General features: G+C 60.7%; 16 protein-coding genes. 13 read left to right on the top strand and 3 right to left on the bottom strand.

Annotation, left to right across the window (positions count from 1 at the left end; translation table 11 throughout):
- Positions 1 to 30 precede the first annotated feature (30 nt).
- The 11 genes from pheA to lgt all read left to right on the top strand — a co-directional run bounded on the left by pheA (position 31) and on the right by lgt (position 10,698).
- The gene (pheA, locus tag JQN68_RS02925) at positions 31 to 1,104 is read left to right on the top strand and encodes a prephenate dehydratase (RefSeq protein WP_225071783.1); all 1,074 of its coding nucleotides are present in this window, start codon (positions 31 to 33) and stop codon (positions 1,102 to 1,104) included.
- Between the two features lie 13 nt (positions 1,105 to 1,117).
- On the top strand, positions 1,118 to 2,008 hold the full coding sequence (locus tag JQN68_RS02920; protein ID WP_225071784.1) for a prephenate dehydrogenase: 891 nt from the start codon (positions 1,118 to 1,120) through the stop codon (positions 2,006 to 2,008).
- 84 nt (positions 2,009 to 2,092) lie between these two features.
- The gene (gene aroA / locus JQN68_RS02915) at positions 2,093 to 3,385 is read left to right on the top strand and encodes a 3-phosphoshikimate 1-carboxyvinyltransferase (RefSeq protein ID WP_225071785.1); all 1,293 of its coding nucleotides are present in this window, start codon (positions 2,093 to 2,095) and stop codon (positions 3,383 to 3,385) included.
- A gap of 39 nt (positions 3,386 to 3,424) precedes the next feature.
- Entirely contained in the window at positions 3,425 to 4,132 is a 708-nt protein-coding gene (gene cmk, locus JQN68_RS02910; protein WP_225071786.1) for a (d)CMP kinase, read from the top strand.
- Positions 4,129 to 4,968, top strand: a complete 840-nt coding sequence (locus tag JQN68_RS02905) for a 4-hydroxy-3-methylbut-2-enyl diphosphate reductase (RefSeq protein WP_225071787.1) — start codon at positions 4,129 to 4,131, stop codon at positions 4,966 to 4,968. The genes cmk and JQN68_RS02905 overlap by 4 nt, the downstream gene beginning before the upstream one ends.
- Positions 4,969 to 5,071: 103 nt before the next feature.
- Positions 5,072 to 6,808, top strand: a complete 1,737-nt coding sequence (locus JQN68_RS02900; RefSeq protein WP_249621002.1) for a 30S ribosomal protein S1 — start codon at positions 5,072 to 5,074, stop codon at positions 6,806 to 6,808.
- Between the two features lie 60 nt (positions 6,809 to 6,868).
- Positions 6,869 to 7,753, top strand: coding sequence for a signal peptide peptidase SppA (gene sppA, locus JQN68_RS02895; protein WP_249621001.1), 885 nt, complete (start codon positions 6,869 to 6,871; stop codon positions 7,751 to 7,753).
- A 23-nt stretch (positions 7,754 to 7,776) separates the two neighbouring features.
- The gene (locus tag JQN68_RS02890; RefSeq protein WP_225071789.1) at positions 7,777 to 8,058 is read left to right on the top strand and encodes an integration host factor subunit beta; all 282 of its coding nucleotides are present in this window, start codon (positions 7,777 to 7,779) and stop codon (positions 8,056 to 8,058) included.
- 3 nt (positions 8,059 to 8,061) lie between these two features.
- Positions 8,062 to 8,448 carry a PaaI family thioesterase gene (locus tag JQN68_RS02885; RefSeq protein WP_225071790.1) on the top strand — a complete coding sequence of 129 codons (387 nt, stop codon included), beginning with the start codon at positions 8,062 to 8,064 and terminating at the stop codon, positions 8,446 to 8,448.
- A gap of 435 nt (positions 8,449 to 8,883) precedes the next feature.
- The gene (locus tag JQN68_RS02880) at positions 8,884 to 9,831 is read left to right on the top strand and encodes an RluA family pseudouridine synthase (RefSeq protein WP_225071791.1); all 948 of its coding nucleotides are present in this window, start codon (positions 8,884 to 8,886) and stop codon (positions 9,829 to 9,831) included.
- An 84-nt stretch (positions 9,832 to 9,915) separates the two neighbouring features.
- A complete protein-coding gene (lgt, locus tag JQN68_RS02875; RefSeq protein WP_225071822.1) occupies positions 9,916 to 10,698 on the top strand; it encodes a prolipoprotein diacylglyceryl transferase in 783 nt (260 codons plus the stop codon).
- A 39-nt stretch (positions 10,699 to 10,737) separates the two neighbouring features.
- Here lgt and JQN68_RS02870 read toward each other — a convergent pair whose 3' ends face one another.
- The 3 genes from JQN68_RS02870 to JQN68_RS02860 form a co-directional block, all read right to left on the bottom strand.
- Complete coding sequence (locus tag JQN68_RS02870) at positions 10,738 to 11,160, bottom strand: ATP-binding protein (RefSeq protein ID WP_225071792.1); 423 nt, start codon at positions 11,158 to 11,160, stop codon at positions 10,738 to 10,740.
- Between the two features lie 17 nt (positions 11,161 to 11,177).
- A complete protein-coding gene (locus JQN68_RS02865; RefSeq protein ID WP_225071793.1) occupies positions 11,178 to 11,519 on the bottom strand; it encodes an STAS domain-containing protein in 342 nt (113 codons plus the stop codon).
- Positions 11,520 to 11,619: 100 nt separating this feature from the next.
- The gene (locus tag JQN68_RS02860) at positions 11,620 to 13,200 is read right to left on the bottom strand and encodes a bifunctional aminoglycoside phosphotransferase/ATP-binding protein (protein WP_225071794.1); all 1,581 of its coding nucleotides are present in this window, start codon (positions 13,198 to 13,200) and stop codon (positions 11,620 to 11,622) included.
- Positions 13,201 to 13,435: 235 nt separating this feature from the next.
- Between JQN68_RS02860 and JQN68_RS02855 the strand changes: the two genes are divergently transcribed.
- Entirely contained in the window at positions 13,436 to 15,136 is a 1,701-nt protein-coding gene (locus JQN68_RS02855; protein ID WP_225071795.1) for a tetratricopeptide repeat protein, read from the top strand.
- Between the two features lie 37 nt (positions 15,137 to 15,173).
- Complete coding sequence (locus JQN68_RS02850) at positions 15,174 to 15,938, top strand: LolA family protein (protein ID WP_225071796.1); 765 nt, start codon at positions 15,174 to 15,176, stop codon at positions 15,936 to 15,938.
- The last annotated feature ends 18 nt before the right edge of the window (positions 15,939 to 15,956 follow it).

The following is a 15,956-nucleotide window of genomic DNA, read 5'->3' as shown; positions in this document are numbered from 1 at the left end:
TCAAGTCATTGCGCATGGAGCCCGAAAACCGTGAATAATCGAGACCTACCTTCCCTGCGGCGGCAGATAGATGCCATCGACGATCAGATTCTCGAATTACTCAACCAGCGTGCCGAAGTGGCCTTGGCGGTGGGCCATGCCAAGGCCGGGCAGGGTCTGGAATTCTATGTTCCGGGTCGGGAACTGGAAGTCTTCGAGCGTCTGACGACCCGCAACCGCGGACCCTTTCCCGATGATGCCGTGCGCCGGGTCTACCGGGAGATCATTTCCGCCTCCCTGTCCCTGGAGCAGCCCATCAAGGTCGCCTTTCTCGGACCGCCCGCCACCTTCACCCATCAGGCGGCCTTGCGCCAATTCGGATTTTCGGCGCAACTGGTGCCCCAGAAAAGCATCCCCGGTGTGTTTGAAGATGTGTTGCGCGGTCGCGCGCCCTACGGGGTGGTGCCGGTGGAGAATTCCAACGAAGGGGTGGTTTCCCACACCCTCGACATGTTCATATCCTCGGATCTGAAGATCATCGCCGAAATTCTCCTCGAAATCTCCCACGATCTGCTGTCCCTGTCCGGACGGATGGAGGATGTCCGCCAGGTGGCCTCCCATCCCCAGGCCCTGGCCCAGTGCCGCCACTGGTTGGAGGAGAATCTGCCGGAGGTGCCGTTGATGGAGGCGGCCAGCACCGGTCTGGCAGCGCAGATGGCTGCCGAAGACGGCAGCATGGCGGCCATCGCCAGCGAAATTGCGGCCTCCCTTTACGGCTTGCAGCCGGTGAAAAAGCGCATTGAAGACAACGCCAACAACTACACCCGGTTTCTGGTCATCGGCCGCACCATGCCGGAGCCCAGCGGGCGCGACAAGACCTCCCTGATGTTCAGCATCGCCGACCAGCCGGGGATACTGTGCCGCATGCTGGCACCCTTCAGCAGTCGAAATATCAATCTGACCAAGATCGAGAGTCGGCCCATCAAGACCAAGGCCTGGGAATACGTTTTTTTCGTCGACCTGGACGGGCATGCGGACGAACCCCTGGTCGCCGAAGCACTGGAGGAGTTGCGGGCCTGTTGCCGCCAGTTCAAGGTGCTCGGCTCTTATCCCCGCTCTGCCTGACAGGATGAATTTCATGGTGAATGACATGCAGACCCCGGTTGCGCCCCTGTGGATTGATCGCCTGGCCATCGTCGGGGTCGGACTTATCGGCGGTTCCCTGGCCCTGGCCCTGAAGCGGGCCGGGGTGGTGGGCGAAGTGGTCGGCATCGGCCGTGGACTGGAAAATCTGCGGACCGCCCGAAGCTTGGGAGTGGTCGACAGGTTTACCCAGGAACTGGAGGCCGGGGTGGCGGATGCCGATGTGGTGTTTCTGGCCACGCCGGTTCTGACTCTGCCCCAGGTCGCGGCCCGGGCCCTGCCGCACATGAAATCCGGGGCGGTTCTCACCGATGGCGGCAGCGTCAAGGCATCGGTGGTGGCCGCCATCGAACCTCTCCTTCCCGATGGGGTGCAGTTTGTTCCCGGGCATCCCGTAGCTGGCACCGAGCAGAGCGGAGCGGCGGCGGCCTTTCCGACTCTTTACGAGGGGCGGCGCTGTATTCTGACCCCCACCGCCCGCACCGCCGCCGCCGCCCTGGATCTGGTGGCGCGCATGTGGCAGACCGCCGGCAGTGAAGTGGTGCTGATGGATGTGGAACAGCATGACCGGGTGCTGGCGGCGACCAGCCATCTGCCGCACATGGTGGCCTATGCTCTGGTCAACGCGGTGAGTGCCTGCGGTCGTGAAGGCGAGGACGTGCTGCGATTTTCCGCCGGCGGGTTTCGCGACTTTACCCGCATCGCCTCGTCCGATCCCACCATGTGGCGCGATATCGCCATAAGCAACCGCACCGCCCTGCTGGAGACCCTGGAGATTTTTGAGGCGACCTTGGCCGAATTGAAACGGGATATCGCCGGTCAGCAGGATGAGGCGCTGTATGAATTCTTTCAGCGCTCCAAGCAGCGCCGCGATGCCATCCGGTAAGTTCTGGATTTTTTGACATTTTTTCTCATCCCGCAGGTCCGATTTTCCCGACCTGCGGACTTTTTGGCAAGACATGAGGGTGCGATGAAACAGCAGATGGTAACGGGCGGCGGCCGCCTGCGCGGCGAAATCAGGGTTCCGGGGGACAAGTCCATTTCCCACCGGTCCATCATGCTCGGCTCCCTGGCGACCGGCACGACCCGGGTCCGGGGCTTGCTGCGCGGAGAAGACAATCTGGCGACCCTGCAGGCCTTTCGCGCCATGGGCGTCCGGATCGAAGAGCCGGCCGATGGCAGTCTGCTGATCCACGGGGTCGGTCTGCACGGCCTGCGGGAGCCCGACGGGGTGTTGGATTGCGGCAATTCGGGCACCACCATGCGGTTGATGACGGGCCTGCTTGCCGGACAACGTTTTTTCACCGTGCTGACCGGCGATCGGTACCTGCGGCGGCGGCCCATGAAGCGGGTGGTGGAACCCCTGACACGCATGGGCGGCCAGATCTGGGGTCGCAACGGCGGCGAATTGGCGCCCTTGGCCATCCGCGGCACGGCCCTGCAGGGGATTTCCCATCAAAGCCAGGTTGCCAGCGCCCAGATCAAGTCGGCCCTGCTTTTGGCCGGACTGTATGCCGAGGGCGAAACGGTGGTCCACGAACCCCATCTGTCCCGGGATCACAGTGAGCGCATGCTGCGCTATTTCGGGGCCCGCCTCGAATCCTTGGCCACGGGTGCCCGATTAATCCCGGGCCGGCACCTTGAGGGGCGCGAGGTCGAGGTGCCGGGGGATATTTCCTCGGCGGCCTTTTTCATGGTGGCCGCCCTGATTCGGCCCGGATCGGAACTGCTGATCCGCCATGTGGGGGTCAATCCCACCCGCAGCGGCATCATCGATATTCTGCTGGCCATGGGAGGGAGCCTGGAGTTACAGAATCAACGGGAATGCTCCGGGGAGCCGGTGGCCGATATCCTGGTGCGCAGCAGCCATTTGCGGGGGATTGAAATCGGCGGTGACCTGGTGCCCAGGGCCATCGACGAATTTCCCGTCATCGCCGTGGCGGCGGCTTTTGCCGAAGGCGAGACGGTGATTCGCGATGCTCGCGAGTTGCGGGTCAAGGAAACCGACCGCATCGCGGCCATGACCGCCGAACTGGGCGGCCTCGGGGCACAGGTCACGGCCCTGGAAGACGGCATGGCCATTCGGGGCGGCGTTGCCCTCGGCGGCGGGACGGCCTCCTCCCACGGCGATCATCGCATCGCCATGAGCATGGCGGTGGCGGCCTTGGGAGTCGCGGAACCGGTGACCATTGTCGATACGGATTGCACCGAAACCTCCTTTCCCGGTTTCTGGCAGTTGCTCGAACAAAGCCGCGAACTCTGAGTCGCCGACTCCGGGTCGCAGCACGACAGGATTTCCTTCATGCAAAAAAAAATGATCATCGCCATCGACGGTCCCTCCGGGGTAGGTAAAAGCACCCTGAGCCGGCTGCTGGCGCACAGGTTGAATTACGTGAACATCGATACCGGGGCCATGTATCGCTGCGTGGCCTTGGCTGCCCGGCGCAGGGGTGTCGACCTGACCGACGAGGAAGCCCTGGTCCGGCTTTGCCGTGGCCTGCGACTGGAGTTTCTGCGCAACGACGGCCAGGAAAGGGTGCTGCTCGACGGCGAGGATGTCACCGAAGCCATCCGGACCCCGGAAAACAGTATGCGGACTTCGCAAGTTTCGGCCCTGCCCGGCGTGCGCCGTGCCATGCTGACCCTGCAGCGGCAGATGGGCGCGGGCGGCGGCGTGGTTTTGGAAGGTCGCGACATCGGCACGGTGGTCTTTCCCGAGGCCGAGGTGAAAATCTTTCTTCAAGCCGATCCCGTTGAGCGGGCCCGGCGGCGCTGTGCCGAACTGCAGGCCAAAGGATTGGAGGTCAATCTGGATCAGACCGTCGCCGACGTCATGGCTCGCGATGCCGCCGACAGTTCCCGGGAGCATGCGCCCCTGGTGCAGGCCGAGGACGCCGTGGCCATCGATACCACGCATTTGAATATAGAGCAGGTTCTGGAACGAATCCTGGCGGTCGTGCAGGGTCAGGTGGAGCGGTCCGGAACGGCCTTGGAAAGGACCGTCCCATGAAGATCATCCTGGCTGACAGCGCCGGTTTCTGTTTCGGCGTCAAGCGTGCCACCAATCTGGCTTTTGAAGCGGCCGGCGAATATCCCTGCATCTGCTCCCTGGGACCCATTATTCACAGCCCCCAGGTGGTCAAAAAGCTCGAGGAAAAGGGCGTCAAAGTCATTCACAAGGTTCAGGACATCGAGGAGGGCGCGGTGATTATCCGTTCCCACGGCATCACCGCCGCGGAACTGGAGGAGATTCACAACCGCCAGCTCAGTATCATCGACGCGACCTGCCCCTTTGTGAAAAAGGCCCAGGATTATGCCACCATGCTCTGCAATGAAGGCTATTCCGTGGTGTTGGTCGGAGAAAAGGATCATCCGGAAGTGCAGGGCATCATTTCCTATACCCGCGGCGGGGAAGTATTCGTGGTCGCCGATTCGCGCGAGGCGCAACGCCTGCCGCGCAAGGCCAAGGTCGGAGTGGTGGCCCAGACCACCCAGTCCTTTCAGAACCTTTGCCAGGTTGCGGCGGTGTGCCTGGAAAAGAGCAAAGAGGTGAGGGTTTTCAACACCATCTGCGATGCCACCTCGGTGCGCCAGGATGAAGCCCGCAAAATTGCCCTGGAAGCCGACCTGATGCTGGTCGTCGGCGGCTTCAACAGCGCCAACACCACCCGCCTGGCTCAGATCTGCGAAGCGCTGCAATCACGCACCTACCACGTGGAGACCGCCGAGCAGATCCGGGATGAGTGGTTCGAGGGGGTGGAAACGGTGGGCATCACCGCCGGCGCCTCGACCCCGCGCTGGATCATCGACCAGGTCGTGGAACGGGTTTCGGCCATCCGCAAATAATTGTTTGTTTTTTTAAGAATTTCATGCTAGGTTGACCGTCAAAATGACCAGAGGTCATGCTGTCGCAGGGCGACAGGAAAATTGTCAGGGGGTACGTTTGTTAATGGTGGAAAGCAACGAAACAATCCAGGGTAAGAACGGCAACAACTTCATGGACGACGAGTTCGATGATGGGGAGATGAGTTTCAGCGAGCTGTTTGAAAGCAGCATGAAGGAACTCAATGTCGGCGATGTGGTGGAAGGAACCGTGCTGCAGATTGTCGGCGATTCCGTCATCGTCGATGTCGGTTACAAGTCCGAGGGCATGATTCCCATCAGTGAGTTCATGGACGAGAGCGGTCAGATCAACGTTAAGGTCGGCGACCGCATCGACGTCCTGTTCGAGCGCAGTGAAAACGAAAACGGGCTCATCGGTCTTTCCAAGGAAAAAGCCGATCGGCAGAAGGTCTGGAACAACCTTGAAGAAGGCGCCGTGGTCGAAGGCCGTATCGCTGCCCGTATCAAGGGTGGTCTGTCCGTCGATATCGGCGTGAACGCCTTCCTGCCCGGCTCTCAAGTGGATCTGCGGCCGGTGCGGAATCTGGACAAGATGCTGGGAGAAACCTTCCAGTTCAAGATTATCAAGCTGAACAAACGGCGCGGCAACATCGTTCTTTCGCGCCGGGTGCTGCTGGAAGATCAGCGTGAAAGCCTGCGCAAGGATACTCTCGGAACCCTGGCCGAAGGTCAGGAACTCGACGGCGTGGTCAAGAATCTCACCGACTACGGGGCTTTCATCGATCTGGGTGGTATCGACGGGTTGCTGCATATTACCGACATGTCCTGGGGCCGTGTGGCGCATCCTTCCGATGTGCTGGCCGTCGGCGACAAGATTCGGGTCAAGGTCCTCAAGTTCGACCGTGAAAAGGAGCGCGTCTCCCTGGGCCTGAAACAGATGACGCCCGACCCCTGGCTGAGTGTCGCCGAGCGTTTCCCGACGGATACCCGGGTCACCGGCAAGGTGGTCAGCCTGACGGATTACGGGGCGTTCATCGAACTCGAGGAAGGGGTGGAAGGCCTGATCCACGTCAGCGAAATGAGCTGGACCAAGCGCGTCAAGCATCCCAGCAAGATGCTGAATATCGGGGACGAAGTCGAGTCCGTGGTGCTCGCGGTGGATGTGGCCAATCGGCGCATCTCCCTGGGCCTCAAGCAGGTCGAGCGCAATCCTTGGGAAGTGATCGGCGAAAAATTCCCCATCGGCACCATCATCGAAGGCCAGGTCAAGAATATCACCGACTTCGGGATCTTTGTCGGCGTGGATGACGGCATCGATGGCCTGGTGCATATCTCCGACTTGTCTTGGACCAAGCGTATCAAGCATCCCTCCGAATTGTTCAAGAAGGGTGATGTGGTGCGCGCCGTGGTGCTGAATATCGATCAGGACAACGAGCGGTTCTCTCTGGGTATCAAGCAGTTGGCTTCCGATCCCTGGCAGACCATACTGGAGCGGTATGCCCCCGGTACGGTAATTCGCGGCAACGTGACTTCCGTGACCGACTTTGGTATTTTCCTGGAAGTTGAGGAAGGCATCGAAGGGCTCATCCACGTCTCCGAGATCAGCAAGGAGAAGGTCGAGTCGCCCAAGGACTTCGCCAAGGTCGGCGATACGCTTGATGCGGTGGTGCTGAACGTGGATACGGAAGAGAAAAAGATTGCCTTGTCCATCAAGCATGTGGCCGATCGCAGGGAAAAAGCCGAAGTGGATGCTTTCCTGGGCGCCCAGAAAAGCGCTACCTCCAACTTTGGCGATATTCTGCAGGGCGCGTTGAACAAAGCGAGCGAAAAAGATCAGAACTGATCCCATTGCGTGACGGGGACCGGAGTCGCGTTCCGGTCCCCCTGTCTGCTAGCGATACTCATGAAGAAGAGACCTTTTCTGATGGCCCTGGTGACGTTCGGGGCCATCTTTATTTTGTTTGTGGTTTTTGCCGCCCTGCTCGGCCGTTGTTCCGGGGGTGGGGCGCGGTTTTCCATGGGAGAGAAGGTCGGTGTCGTCGAGATCACCGGGGTTTTGACCTCCTCCCAGGAAATCAACGAACAGTTGGTGGCCTTTCGGGACGACAATTCCATCAAAGCCATTGTCCTGCGGGTGGATTCACCCGGCGGCGGGGTGGCGCCTTCTCAGGAGATTCACGATCAGATCGCCCGGGTTGCCAAGGTTAAACCGGTGGTGGTTTCCATGGGTTCCGTGGCGGCTTCCGGGGGGTACTATGTGAGTCTGCCGGCGGCGCGGATTCTGGCCAATCCCGGCACCATCACCGGCAGTATCGGTGTGATCATGGAAGTGACCAACATCGAGGAACTGTTTCGGAAGGTCGGCGTCAAAAGTCAGGTTGTCAAAAGCGGGGAACACAAGGACATCGGTTCGCCGCTGCGTGGCATGAGCGACTCCGATCGCAGGATCCTGCAGGGCGTCATCGACGATGTGTATGAGCAGTTTGTCGATGCAGTGGCCGAAGCTCGGCAGATGGCGCCGGCCAAGGTCAAGGTGCTGGCTGACGGGCGCATCTTTACCGGCCGGCAGGCCGTCACCGTTGGTCTGGTCGATGAACTGGGAAGCCTTTACGATGCCGCCACTGTGGCCGGCCAACTGGCCGGTATCAAAGGTGAACCGAAATTGGTTTACCCTCCCAAAAAAAAGGCGCGGTTGGTGGATTATCTGGTGAGTGAAACCCTGCACAATCTGCGCCGGGGCCTGGGATCCGAGGCAGTTGGGGGAGCCCAATTTTTGTGGTCTGAATAATTTATTTCGGAGGGGTGTGCTGCATGACCAAAAGTGAATTGATCGAAAAGCTTTCTGTTGAGAACGGTCTGCTCAGCAAGCGCGAATCGGAAATGGTGGTCAATACCCTGCTGGACAGCATTCGTGATGCCCTGGTGGAGGGCGAGCGGGTCGAAATCCGCGGGTTCGGGTCCTTTACCGTAAGGGTGCGGGATGCCCGCGAGGCCCGCAACCCAAAAACCGGGGAAGTGGTTTCCATTCCCGTCAAAAAAACCGCATTCTTCAAAACCGGAAAAGAACTTCGCGAACGCGTTGACCTGGAGTAGCCCATGGATGTCAACACGCATTTGGCGATTTCCCCGGAATGGGTCGGACGTAGCGTGACGTTGGCGGAAGGACGGGCCGTAGCGCGCCTGCTGACCCGCCCGGAAATGGCGGCCGACGAAAAGGGCCTGGTTCATGGCGGGTTTACCTTCGGACTTGCCGATTTCGCGGCCATGCTGGCGGTCAATGATCCCCATGTGGTTCTCGGCGGGGCCGAGGTTCGGTTTTTGGCGCCGGTGCGGGTCGGGGCGGAACTGGAGGCCCGGGCCGAAATGGTCGAGACGGCCGGAAAAAAGCGGCAAGTGCACTGCCGCGTCATGGACGGAGAGAAGACGGTGTTCGAAGGAACCTTCACCTGCTTTGTCCTGGCCAGACATATCCTGGAAGCATGACGTTGATAACAACTTGAAACGTCCAAGGGCCTCGTTCCGGCGGAACGAGGCCCTTGGTGTGTCAGGTCTGCCGATACCTGAATGGCTCCGGGATGCCGGCTTTACCGCAAAAGGCGACCGGTCGCCATAGCTTTCGAGCCCTGACGGCCATTTCAGGCGTCCCACTGCGCGGTGGGCTGGCACACCACGGCCAGGATCAGGTGCTCCTTGAAGGTGTGTTGGTCAGCTTTTTGAAAGTATGCCGGTCATCCCAGATTCGTCGCGGGCTGTAGCGCCCTGCGTGTTGGTATACTAACAAGGAATCGGCGGTTGTCAAATTGTCGTCATCTTTTTTTATGGTGCTCACCTGCCGAGACAATCGAACCGTGGCACATAGCTTTTTCATCTGCAGCGGCAGTTTCCTGCGGGTGGGCGCGGGGAAAGCAAAATCCTGAGATGAAACAAAACGTTTTTCGCCTGACTGTTGATCCGCAGAACCATGGCGAGCGCCTGGACCGGTTTTTGGCCGGAGCCATGAACGGCTTTTCCCGGGGTCAGATTCGTCGCATCATCGATATTGGCGGCGTGCACCTCGATGGCCGCCGCCAGCGTCGCTGCGGGCAGGTATTGAATGCCGGGTCGGCTATCGAGGTCTTTCTCGATGACGGCGGCGAGCCTTTTGTCCTGGATGAGTCCCTGGTGCTGTTTCGGGACGGTTACCTCATTGCCATCAACAAACCTGCCGGGGTGGCCACCCAGCCGACACCGGCACGCTACAAGGGGACCCTTTACGAAGCGCTGTTGAATTATCTGTCCAATCCCAACCGGCCATTGGACAAGCCCGGCCTCGGCATGGTTCAGCGCCTGGATCGTGACACCTCCGGCCTGCTGGTTTTTTCCATCCATCCCAAGGCCCATGGTCCCCTGACGCGGCAGTTCGCCGAAGGACAGGTGACCAAGCGTTATCTGGCCATGGTCCGGGGTGGTCTGGCGGAACCGGTCGGTGAATTTCGCTCGACCATAGCCCGCAAACACAGCAGCAATCTTATGACCTCCGTGGCACGGGGCGGCAAGTTGGCCATTACCCGCTATCGGGTCCTGGCGTCATGGGGCGATGCGGATCTGGTGGCTGTCGAAATTCCGACTGGTCGTTCCCATCAGATTCGGTTACATTTCTCCGAAGCCGGCCACCCCCTCCTCGGCGATGCTCGCTACGGTGGGCCGTCATCCTGGCGGGATGCACCCGTCCCGCGGCAGATGCTGCATGCCTGGCAAATGCAGCTGCGCCATCCCGTGACCCAACGGGTCTTGACGCTGACCGCGCCCCTGCCGGAAGACCTGGAACGGTTGCTGAGGAGGTATCCCTGCAATGGCGGTCCGTTGCCGATTGAATTGGGGATGTGATGCGGCCGGATTTCCGGGGCCGGTGTTGGTGGTCAGGTATTCTGCTATTCCCGAACATGCGAAACGAAGAAGAGAGGATTCATGCTGGTTCATCCTGAAATCAATCCCGTCATCATTCAAATCGGCCCCTTGGCGATTCGCTGGTACGGTGTCATGTATCTGGCGGGTTTCGCTGCCGGCTACTTCATTATCCGCCATCTGGCACGTTGGCGGCGCATTGACTTGAGCAAGGACGCCCTTTCCGACCTCATGTTCTACGCCGTTCTGGGGGTGGTGCTCGGCGGCCGTCTCGGATATGTTTTATTCTACGATCTGGCCTATTACCTGCGTCATCCCTTGGAACTTCTGGCGGTCTGGCAGGGGGGCATGAGCTTTCACGGCGGCTTGCTCGGGGTCATCGCCGGCGCCTGCTATTTCTGCTGGCGCTACCGGCAAAACCCCTTGGCTATCGGCGATCTGCTGGTGACGGCCGCGCCGGTGGGTCTGGGGTTGGGCCGGGTGGGAAATTTCATCAACGGGGAGTTGTGGGGGCGCACCACCACCATGCCCTGGGGCATGGTGTTTCGCGATGGCGGTCCTTTGCCGCGCCATCCCAGCCAGTTGTACCAGGCCGGCCTGGAAGGGGTGCTGCTGTTTGCGGTGCTCTGGCTGTTGCATCGCCGGCAGGCGCGAACGGGAACGGCATTTTTCACCTTTTTTCTGCTTTACGGAGTGTTCCGCTGGGCCATGGAATTTTTCCGGGAACCCGATGCCCATCTCGGTTTGCTGGCGGCGGGTTGGACCATGGGCCAATGGCTGTCGCTGCCCATGATTGCATTCGGTTTGGGTGGTCTGGGATTTCTGGCGCGGCGCAAGTCGCAGTCGTGACGGTGGGGGACGCGCCGCCATGGTCTGGCAGGGCGGAAATCAGTCCAGCTTTTTTTCCATTTCCAGCACGTGGCCGCCGTTGGATTTCCGGTAACAGACCCGGTCCATGAGGGTCCGGATAATGAACAGACCCCGGCCATGTTCCGGCAGATTGTGCTCGTCCTGGCAGGGCAGGGCGGCAAAATCGAAGCCGCGCCCCTGATCAAAAACCCTGATGACGAGGCAGTTGCCGGCGACAGTGATGGTGATGCGCAGGGGCGTTTCCGGGATCTGACTCCGGCCGTGCTTCATGGCGTTGGCGGTGGCTTCGGTGAGCACCAGGTTCAGGTGGTAGGCCAGTTCCTCCCGATCGCCATGGTAATCCCGCAAGGTACGGGCCATGGCTTCGCCGATATGGCCGATCATTCCCAGGTAACAGGTGGAATTGGGAACCCGGATGTCGAGTTCGATGCGCTCCTCCATGATGCCCCCGGTGGCCTTCAGCCCTGAAAACTTGCCGCGGCCAGGTCGATATTGGGGAAAATCTCAAACACCCGATGCAGTCGGGTCAGTTCGAACATGGATTGAACCTGGGGCTGCAGGCTGGATAGTTTCAGGGCGCCATTGCGGGCGGTGGCATTTTTGAATCCTGATACCAGGGCGCCCAGCCCCGATGAGTCCACGAAGCGCACATCCTGAAGATCTACGACCAGGTGCGTATGGCCGGTTTCCAGCAGGTTGAGCATCTGGCTTTTCAAGTCCGTGCTGTTATGGGCATCCAGGCGTTCTTCCCGAAGACCGATAACGACAATATCACCGAGATTTTCAATTTGCAGATTCATTTATGACCCCTTGTTGCGATGACATGAAATGACGTCATGACTTTTTTGGTCGGGCTCTGCAAAGCATAGCATGCCATGGCGGATAATGGGTGCCGAACCATCATTCGGCGGCCCCTGACCTTGCCGCCAACATGGCTTCCAGAACCTCCTCGGCAAGGATCTCGACCGGTCTCCCGGCATCGAGGTGCAGGACTCCGGGACCCTCGGCAGGAGTTTCGAAACAGGCGGCCTGGGCATCATACAAGGCCGGGCGGCCATCGGACAGATCCTGGCCTGTCTGCTGACGCTGCGCCAGGCGCTGCAGGGCGGTATCCCGGTCACAATCCATGAACAGCAGCCATGTCGGGATGCCGGCTTCCCGGGCGGCCTGGCGGAAGGCGTCGCGTTCCTGGCGACGGGCGAAGGACGCGTCGATGACCACCGTGCGTCCTTCCGCCAGCACGGCGCCGGCCCTTTCCAGCAGTTCCTGGTAGGTGCGGCGGGTAATATCCGGCTGGTAGAGACCGCGGTTGAAGGCATCGTCACGCCCCTGCCCGGCGGCAACGGCAAAACGCTCCTTGCGTAGCTGATCCGAGCGCAACAGCGGCGCCGCCAGAGCGCCTGCCAGGTGGCGGGCGAGGGTGGTCTTGCCGCTGCCCATCAGGCCGCAGGTCATGATCAGGGACGCCGGACAGAGGTAGCCCAGCGCCAACTGGAAATAGCGCCGGGCACGTGCCGCGGCGACCTGGCGGGCGGGTTCGCCGGCATTGGGGTCGGCGAACAGAAAAGACTCCACCTTGCCGCGCACGTAGGCCCGGTAGATCTGGTAAAATCGCAGCAGAGAACGGATGTCGGCATCCTGTTGCGCCTCGACGCCGAGATAGTTCCGTCGGACCAGGTCGGCCAGGTCGGGACGGCCCCGATATTCCAGGTCCATGAGCAAAAAGGCCAGATCGGCGAGAACGTCCGCGATCCGGAAGCGTCGATTGAACTCGATGCAATCGTAGATGACGATGTCCGGATCGAGAAAGCAGATATGCTCGCAATGCAGGTCCCCGTGGCCGTCCCGAACCCAGCCCTGTTGCTCACGGTTGAGGATGAGATTCGCCTGCCGGGCGAGGAACTCCCGGATATGGGCCGACAGCCGGGAGTGAGTTGCGGCGGTAAGGGTGCGCCCGATAAACGGCTCTGTCTGGGTGAAATTCTCCTCCCAGTTGTGGTTGACTACATCCAGGTGGGACGACCCCGATGGTTCGCGATGGGGCTCCAGGCCGGCGTGCAGGGCGGCCAGATGGCCGGCCAGCCTGGTCATGCGTTCCGGCAGAGACGGGTCCTGACGTTCCAGCAGATAGGACAGCATGGCCGCCTCGGGCAGCCGTTTCATGCGTACCGCATAATCGATGATGCGGCCCGAACCGCCCACGCAGATGCGCCTGCCGTTCAAACGGATCTCGACCACGTCAAGATAAACGCCGGGGCTGAAACGCCGGTTGAGACGCACTTCTTCATGACAGTAGAATTTGCGGCGATCCAGGCTGGTGAAATTGAGAAATCCGAAATCGACGGGTTTTTTTACCTTGTAAACCAGATCGCCGACAAAGTAGAGACGGGAAACATGCGTTTCCCGAAACCGGACCGGTCCCGGTTCGCCGGGATAGGTGCGTGGCAGCAGCATGGCGCGATGCAAGGTCTGCGGGTCCATTCCGACTCCTGATTGTAAATAGTCGATATTGCACTAGACTTTAGCACATGACCGGGGGGGATGGGAAAGCTTTTTGTGTCCGGCAAGGACATTGACGCTCCAGGTATGGTATGTTAACTTCACAATCAACCAACGGTCCGGTGCGATGGACAGCCATGCTGCCGGGTCTGCAGCCAAGGCATTTTCCAAAAGTCACTGCCTCCGGTTTTCCTCCCTTGCCCGATGGGGGCTTTTGATGCTTACCAGACTTGTCCTCTGTTCCGCGGTGTTGCTCTGTTTGCCCGGATGTGCCACCCCTGTCAACTCTGCCACGGCCGCTTCCCGGCCCTTGGTCCGCAGCCAGCGGTCCGGCAACCAGGAAGCGGCCCTGCTGCATTTTTCCGTCGCTCGGCTGCTGGCCCTTGAAGGCAATTTTCCTGCCGCGGCCAAGGCCCTGGAAGCGGCGGTTGCGGCCGATCCCCGTTCCGCATACCTGCGTCTGGGTCTGGCCGAATTATATCTGGTGCAGGATGACGAACGGAGGGCGGTCCGGTCAGCGGAGGAGGCTCTGGTACAGCAGCCGGATTATCTGGAGGGACATCTTTTTCTCGGCAATATCTTTTTTAATCAGGGAAAATACCCGCAAGCCATTGAAAAGCTGCAACGCGCTCTGGAATTGGACCCCTCCCAGGAACAGGTCTATTTGGAACTGAGTGTCGCCCACCTGCGCAATGACGACGCCGCGGCGGCCACCGAGGTGTTGAAACGCCTGTTGCAGCAACAGCCCGAGTCCGTGACCGGCCGACTGGCCTTGGGCCGGCTGTATCATCGCATCGGCTTGACCGTGCTGGCCAAGGAGGCCTACCAGGAGATGATCCGGCTGCACCCCGAGATGGTGGCCGGTTATGTCGAGTTGGGCAATCTTCACCTGCAGCAGGGGGCGCCGAACCAAGCCGTCGAAGTTTTCCGGATGGGCATTCGCAACAACCCCGAGGAGAGTGTATTCAGGCAGCAACTGGTGCGTCTGCTGGTACGCTTGAATCGCAGTGATGAGGCGCTGGCCGAAATGCAGGAGCTGTTGCGGCTGGCCCCCGACGAGGCGGCGGTACAGCGCCTGGCCGGGTTGCTGTATCTCGATCGGGGCGATTGGGCGGCTGCCGCCGGGGCTTTTCAACTCTTGCTGGAGCTGGCGCCGGAGGTGCGGGAAAGCTGGTTTTACTATGGATTGGCACTGGAGCGGCAGGAAAACTTCCCGGCCGCTCTGGACGCTTTTCGTCAGGTTCCGGAAGGCTCCGAGCTGTTTGCCGATGCTACCAGCCATCTGGCTTATCTGCTTTACGCCCAGCAGCGCAGTGACGAAGCGATCACTTTGCTGGAAGAGCGGCTGAAGCAGCACCCGGGGCACCCGCAGCTGTTCATTTTTCTTTCCGGCCTGTACGAGTCCCGGGGAGAGTTGGACAAGGCGGCCCGGTGGCTGGAACAAGGGCAGGCCCGATTTACGGAAAATGCCGATTTGATCTATCACATAGGGCTGCTGCAGGAAAAACGGGGTGACCGGGATGGGGCCATGGCTGCCATGCGCAAAGCCCTGCAATTCGACCCGGAACATGCCGAAGCCATGAATTTCATCGCCTATACCTATGCCGAGCAGGGCGTTAATCTCGAGGAAGCCCTGATTCTGGCGCGCAAGGCGGTGGCACTCAACAATGAAGGCCATATCCTGGATACCCTCGGCTGGGTCTATTTCCGCCTGGGACGCTATGCCGAGGCCCGCGGCGAGCTCGAGGCCGCCGCCGCCCTGCTGCCTAACGATCCCGTCATCCTCGAACATCTCGGCGATCTGTATCGGGCCCTGAAATTGTATGATCGCGCCCGCAGCAGCTATCGCCGCGTTTTGGAACTGAAACCCGATGCCGAACAAGTCAAACAGAAACTCGATGCCCTGCCCGGGTCCTGAAACCATCCCCAGGCGATGCCGATGCCGGAGCCTATCCATGGGGTGCTATCTGGTTGGCTGGCTGCTGGTTTTCGTGCTGGGGGGGTGCGCGGTGCCGGCGAAACCGCCCGTGGAACCCTTGCCGGCGGTATCGGCACAGGAGCTGCTGCACGGTCTGGAACTGCGGGCCGGGCGCTTCGAAGCGTTGCAGGGCCTGGGACGAATTCGGGTGACCGTCGCCGGTCGCACTCAGTCGGCCCGGCAGGTACTGCTGGTGACGCGTCCCGATCGCCTGCGGGCCGAGGTTCTCGGTCCCCTGGGGCAGACGGTGCTGACCGTCGCTGCGGGAGAGGGCATCCTGACAGCTTTTCTGCCAGGGGAAAAACGCTTTCTCACCGGCGCCGCAACGCCGGATAATCTGCAGCGCCTGATTCGAGTGCCCCTGGCACCGGCCGAACTGGTGCGCCTGATGCTGCACGACGTACCCCTGGCGGATGCCTCGGCGGCGCGCGTCGAGGTGCGGGAAGACCGCTACCTATTGGTGCTGCCGACCGCCGGCGGCGGCCTGCAGAGCCTGCTTCTGGACGGCCGGAAACGCTTGCGCACGGCACAGTTCGAACGCAACGGGGTGTTGCTGTGGCGGGTCGGCTATGACGATTTCCGCCCGGAGGATGATCTGCCCCTCAGCATGCGGCTGGAATGGCCGAGTGCCGAAACCGACGTGCAACTGCAGTTGTCCGAGGTGAAAATCAACACCACCCTGCCGGCAGAGCGGTTCCGGTTGACGCCTCCGGCCGGTGTCAATGTGGAACCCCTGCCATAAGCGGTCTTGGCAAAGATG

It is taken from the genome of Desulfuromonas sp. CSMB_57 (assembly GCF_020194955.2).
Classification (GTDB): Bacteria; Desulfobacterota; Desulfuromonadia; order Desulfuromonadales; family Syntrophotaleaceae; genus JAFCIY02.
Note: the sequence above shows the minus strand (reverse complement) of the source record. Positions and strands in the feature narration are given on the sequence as shown.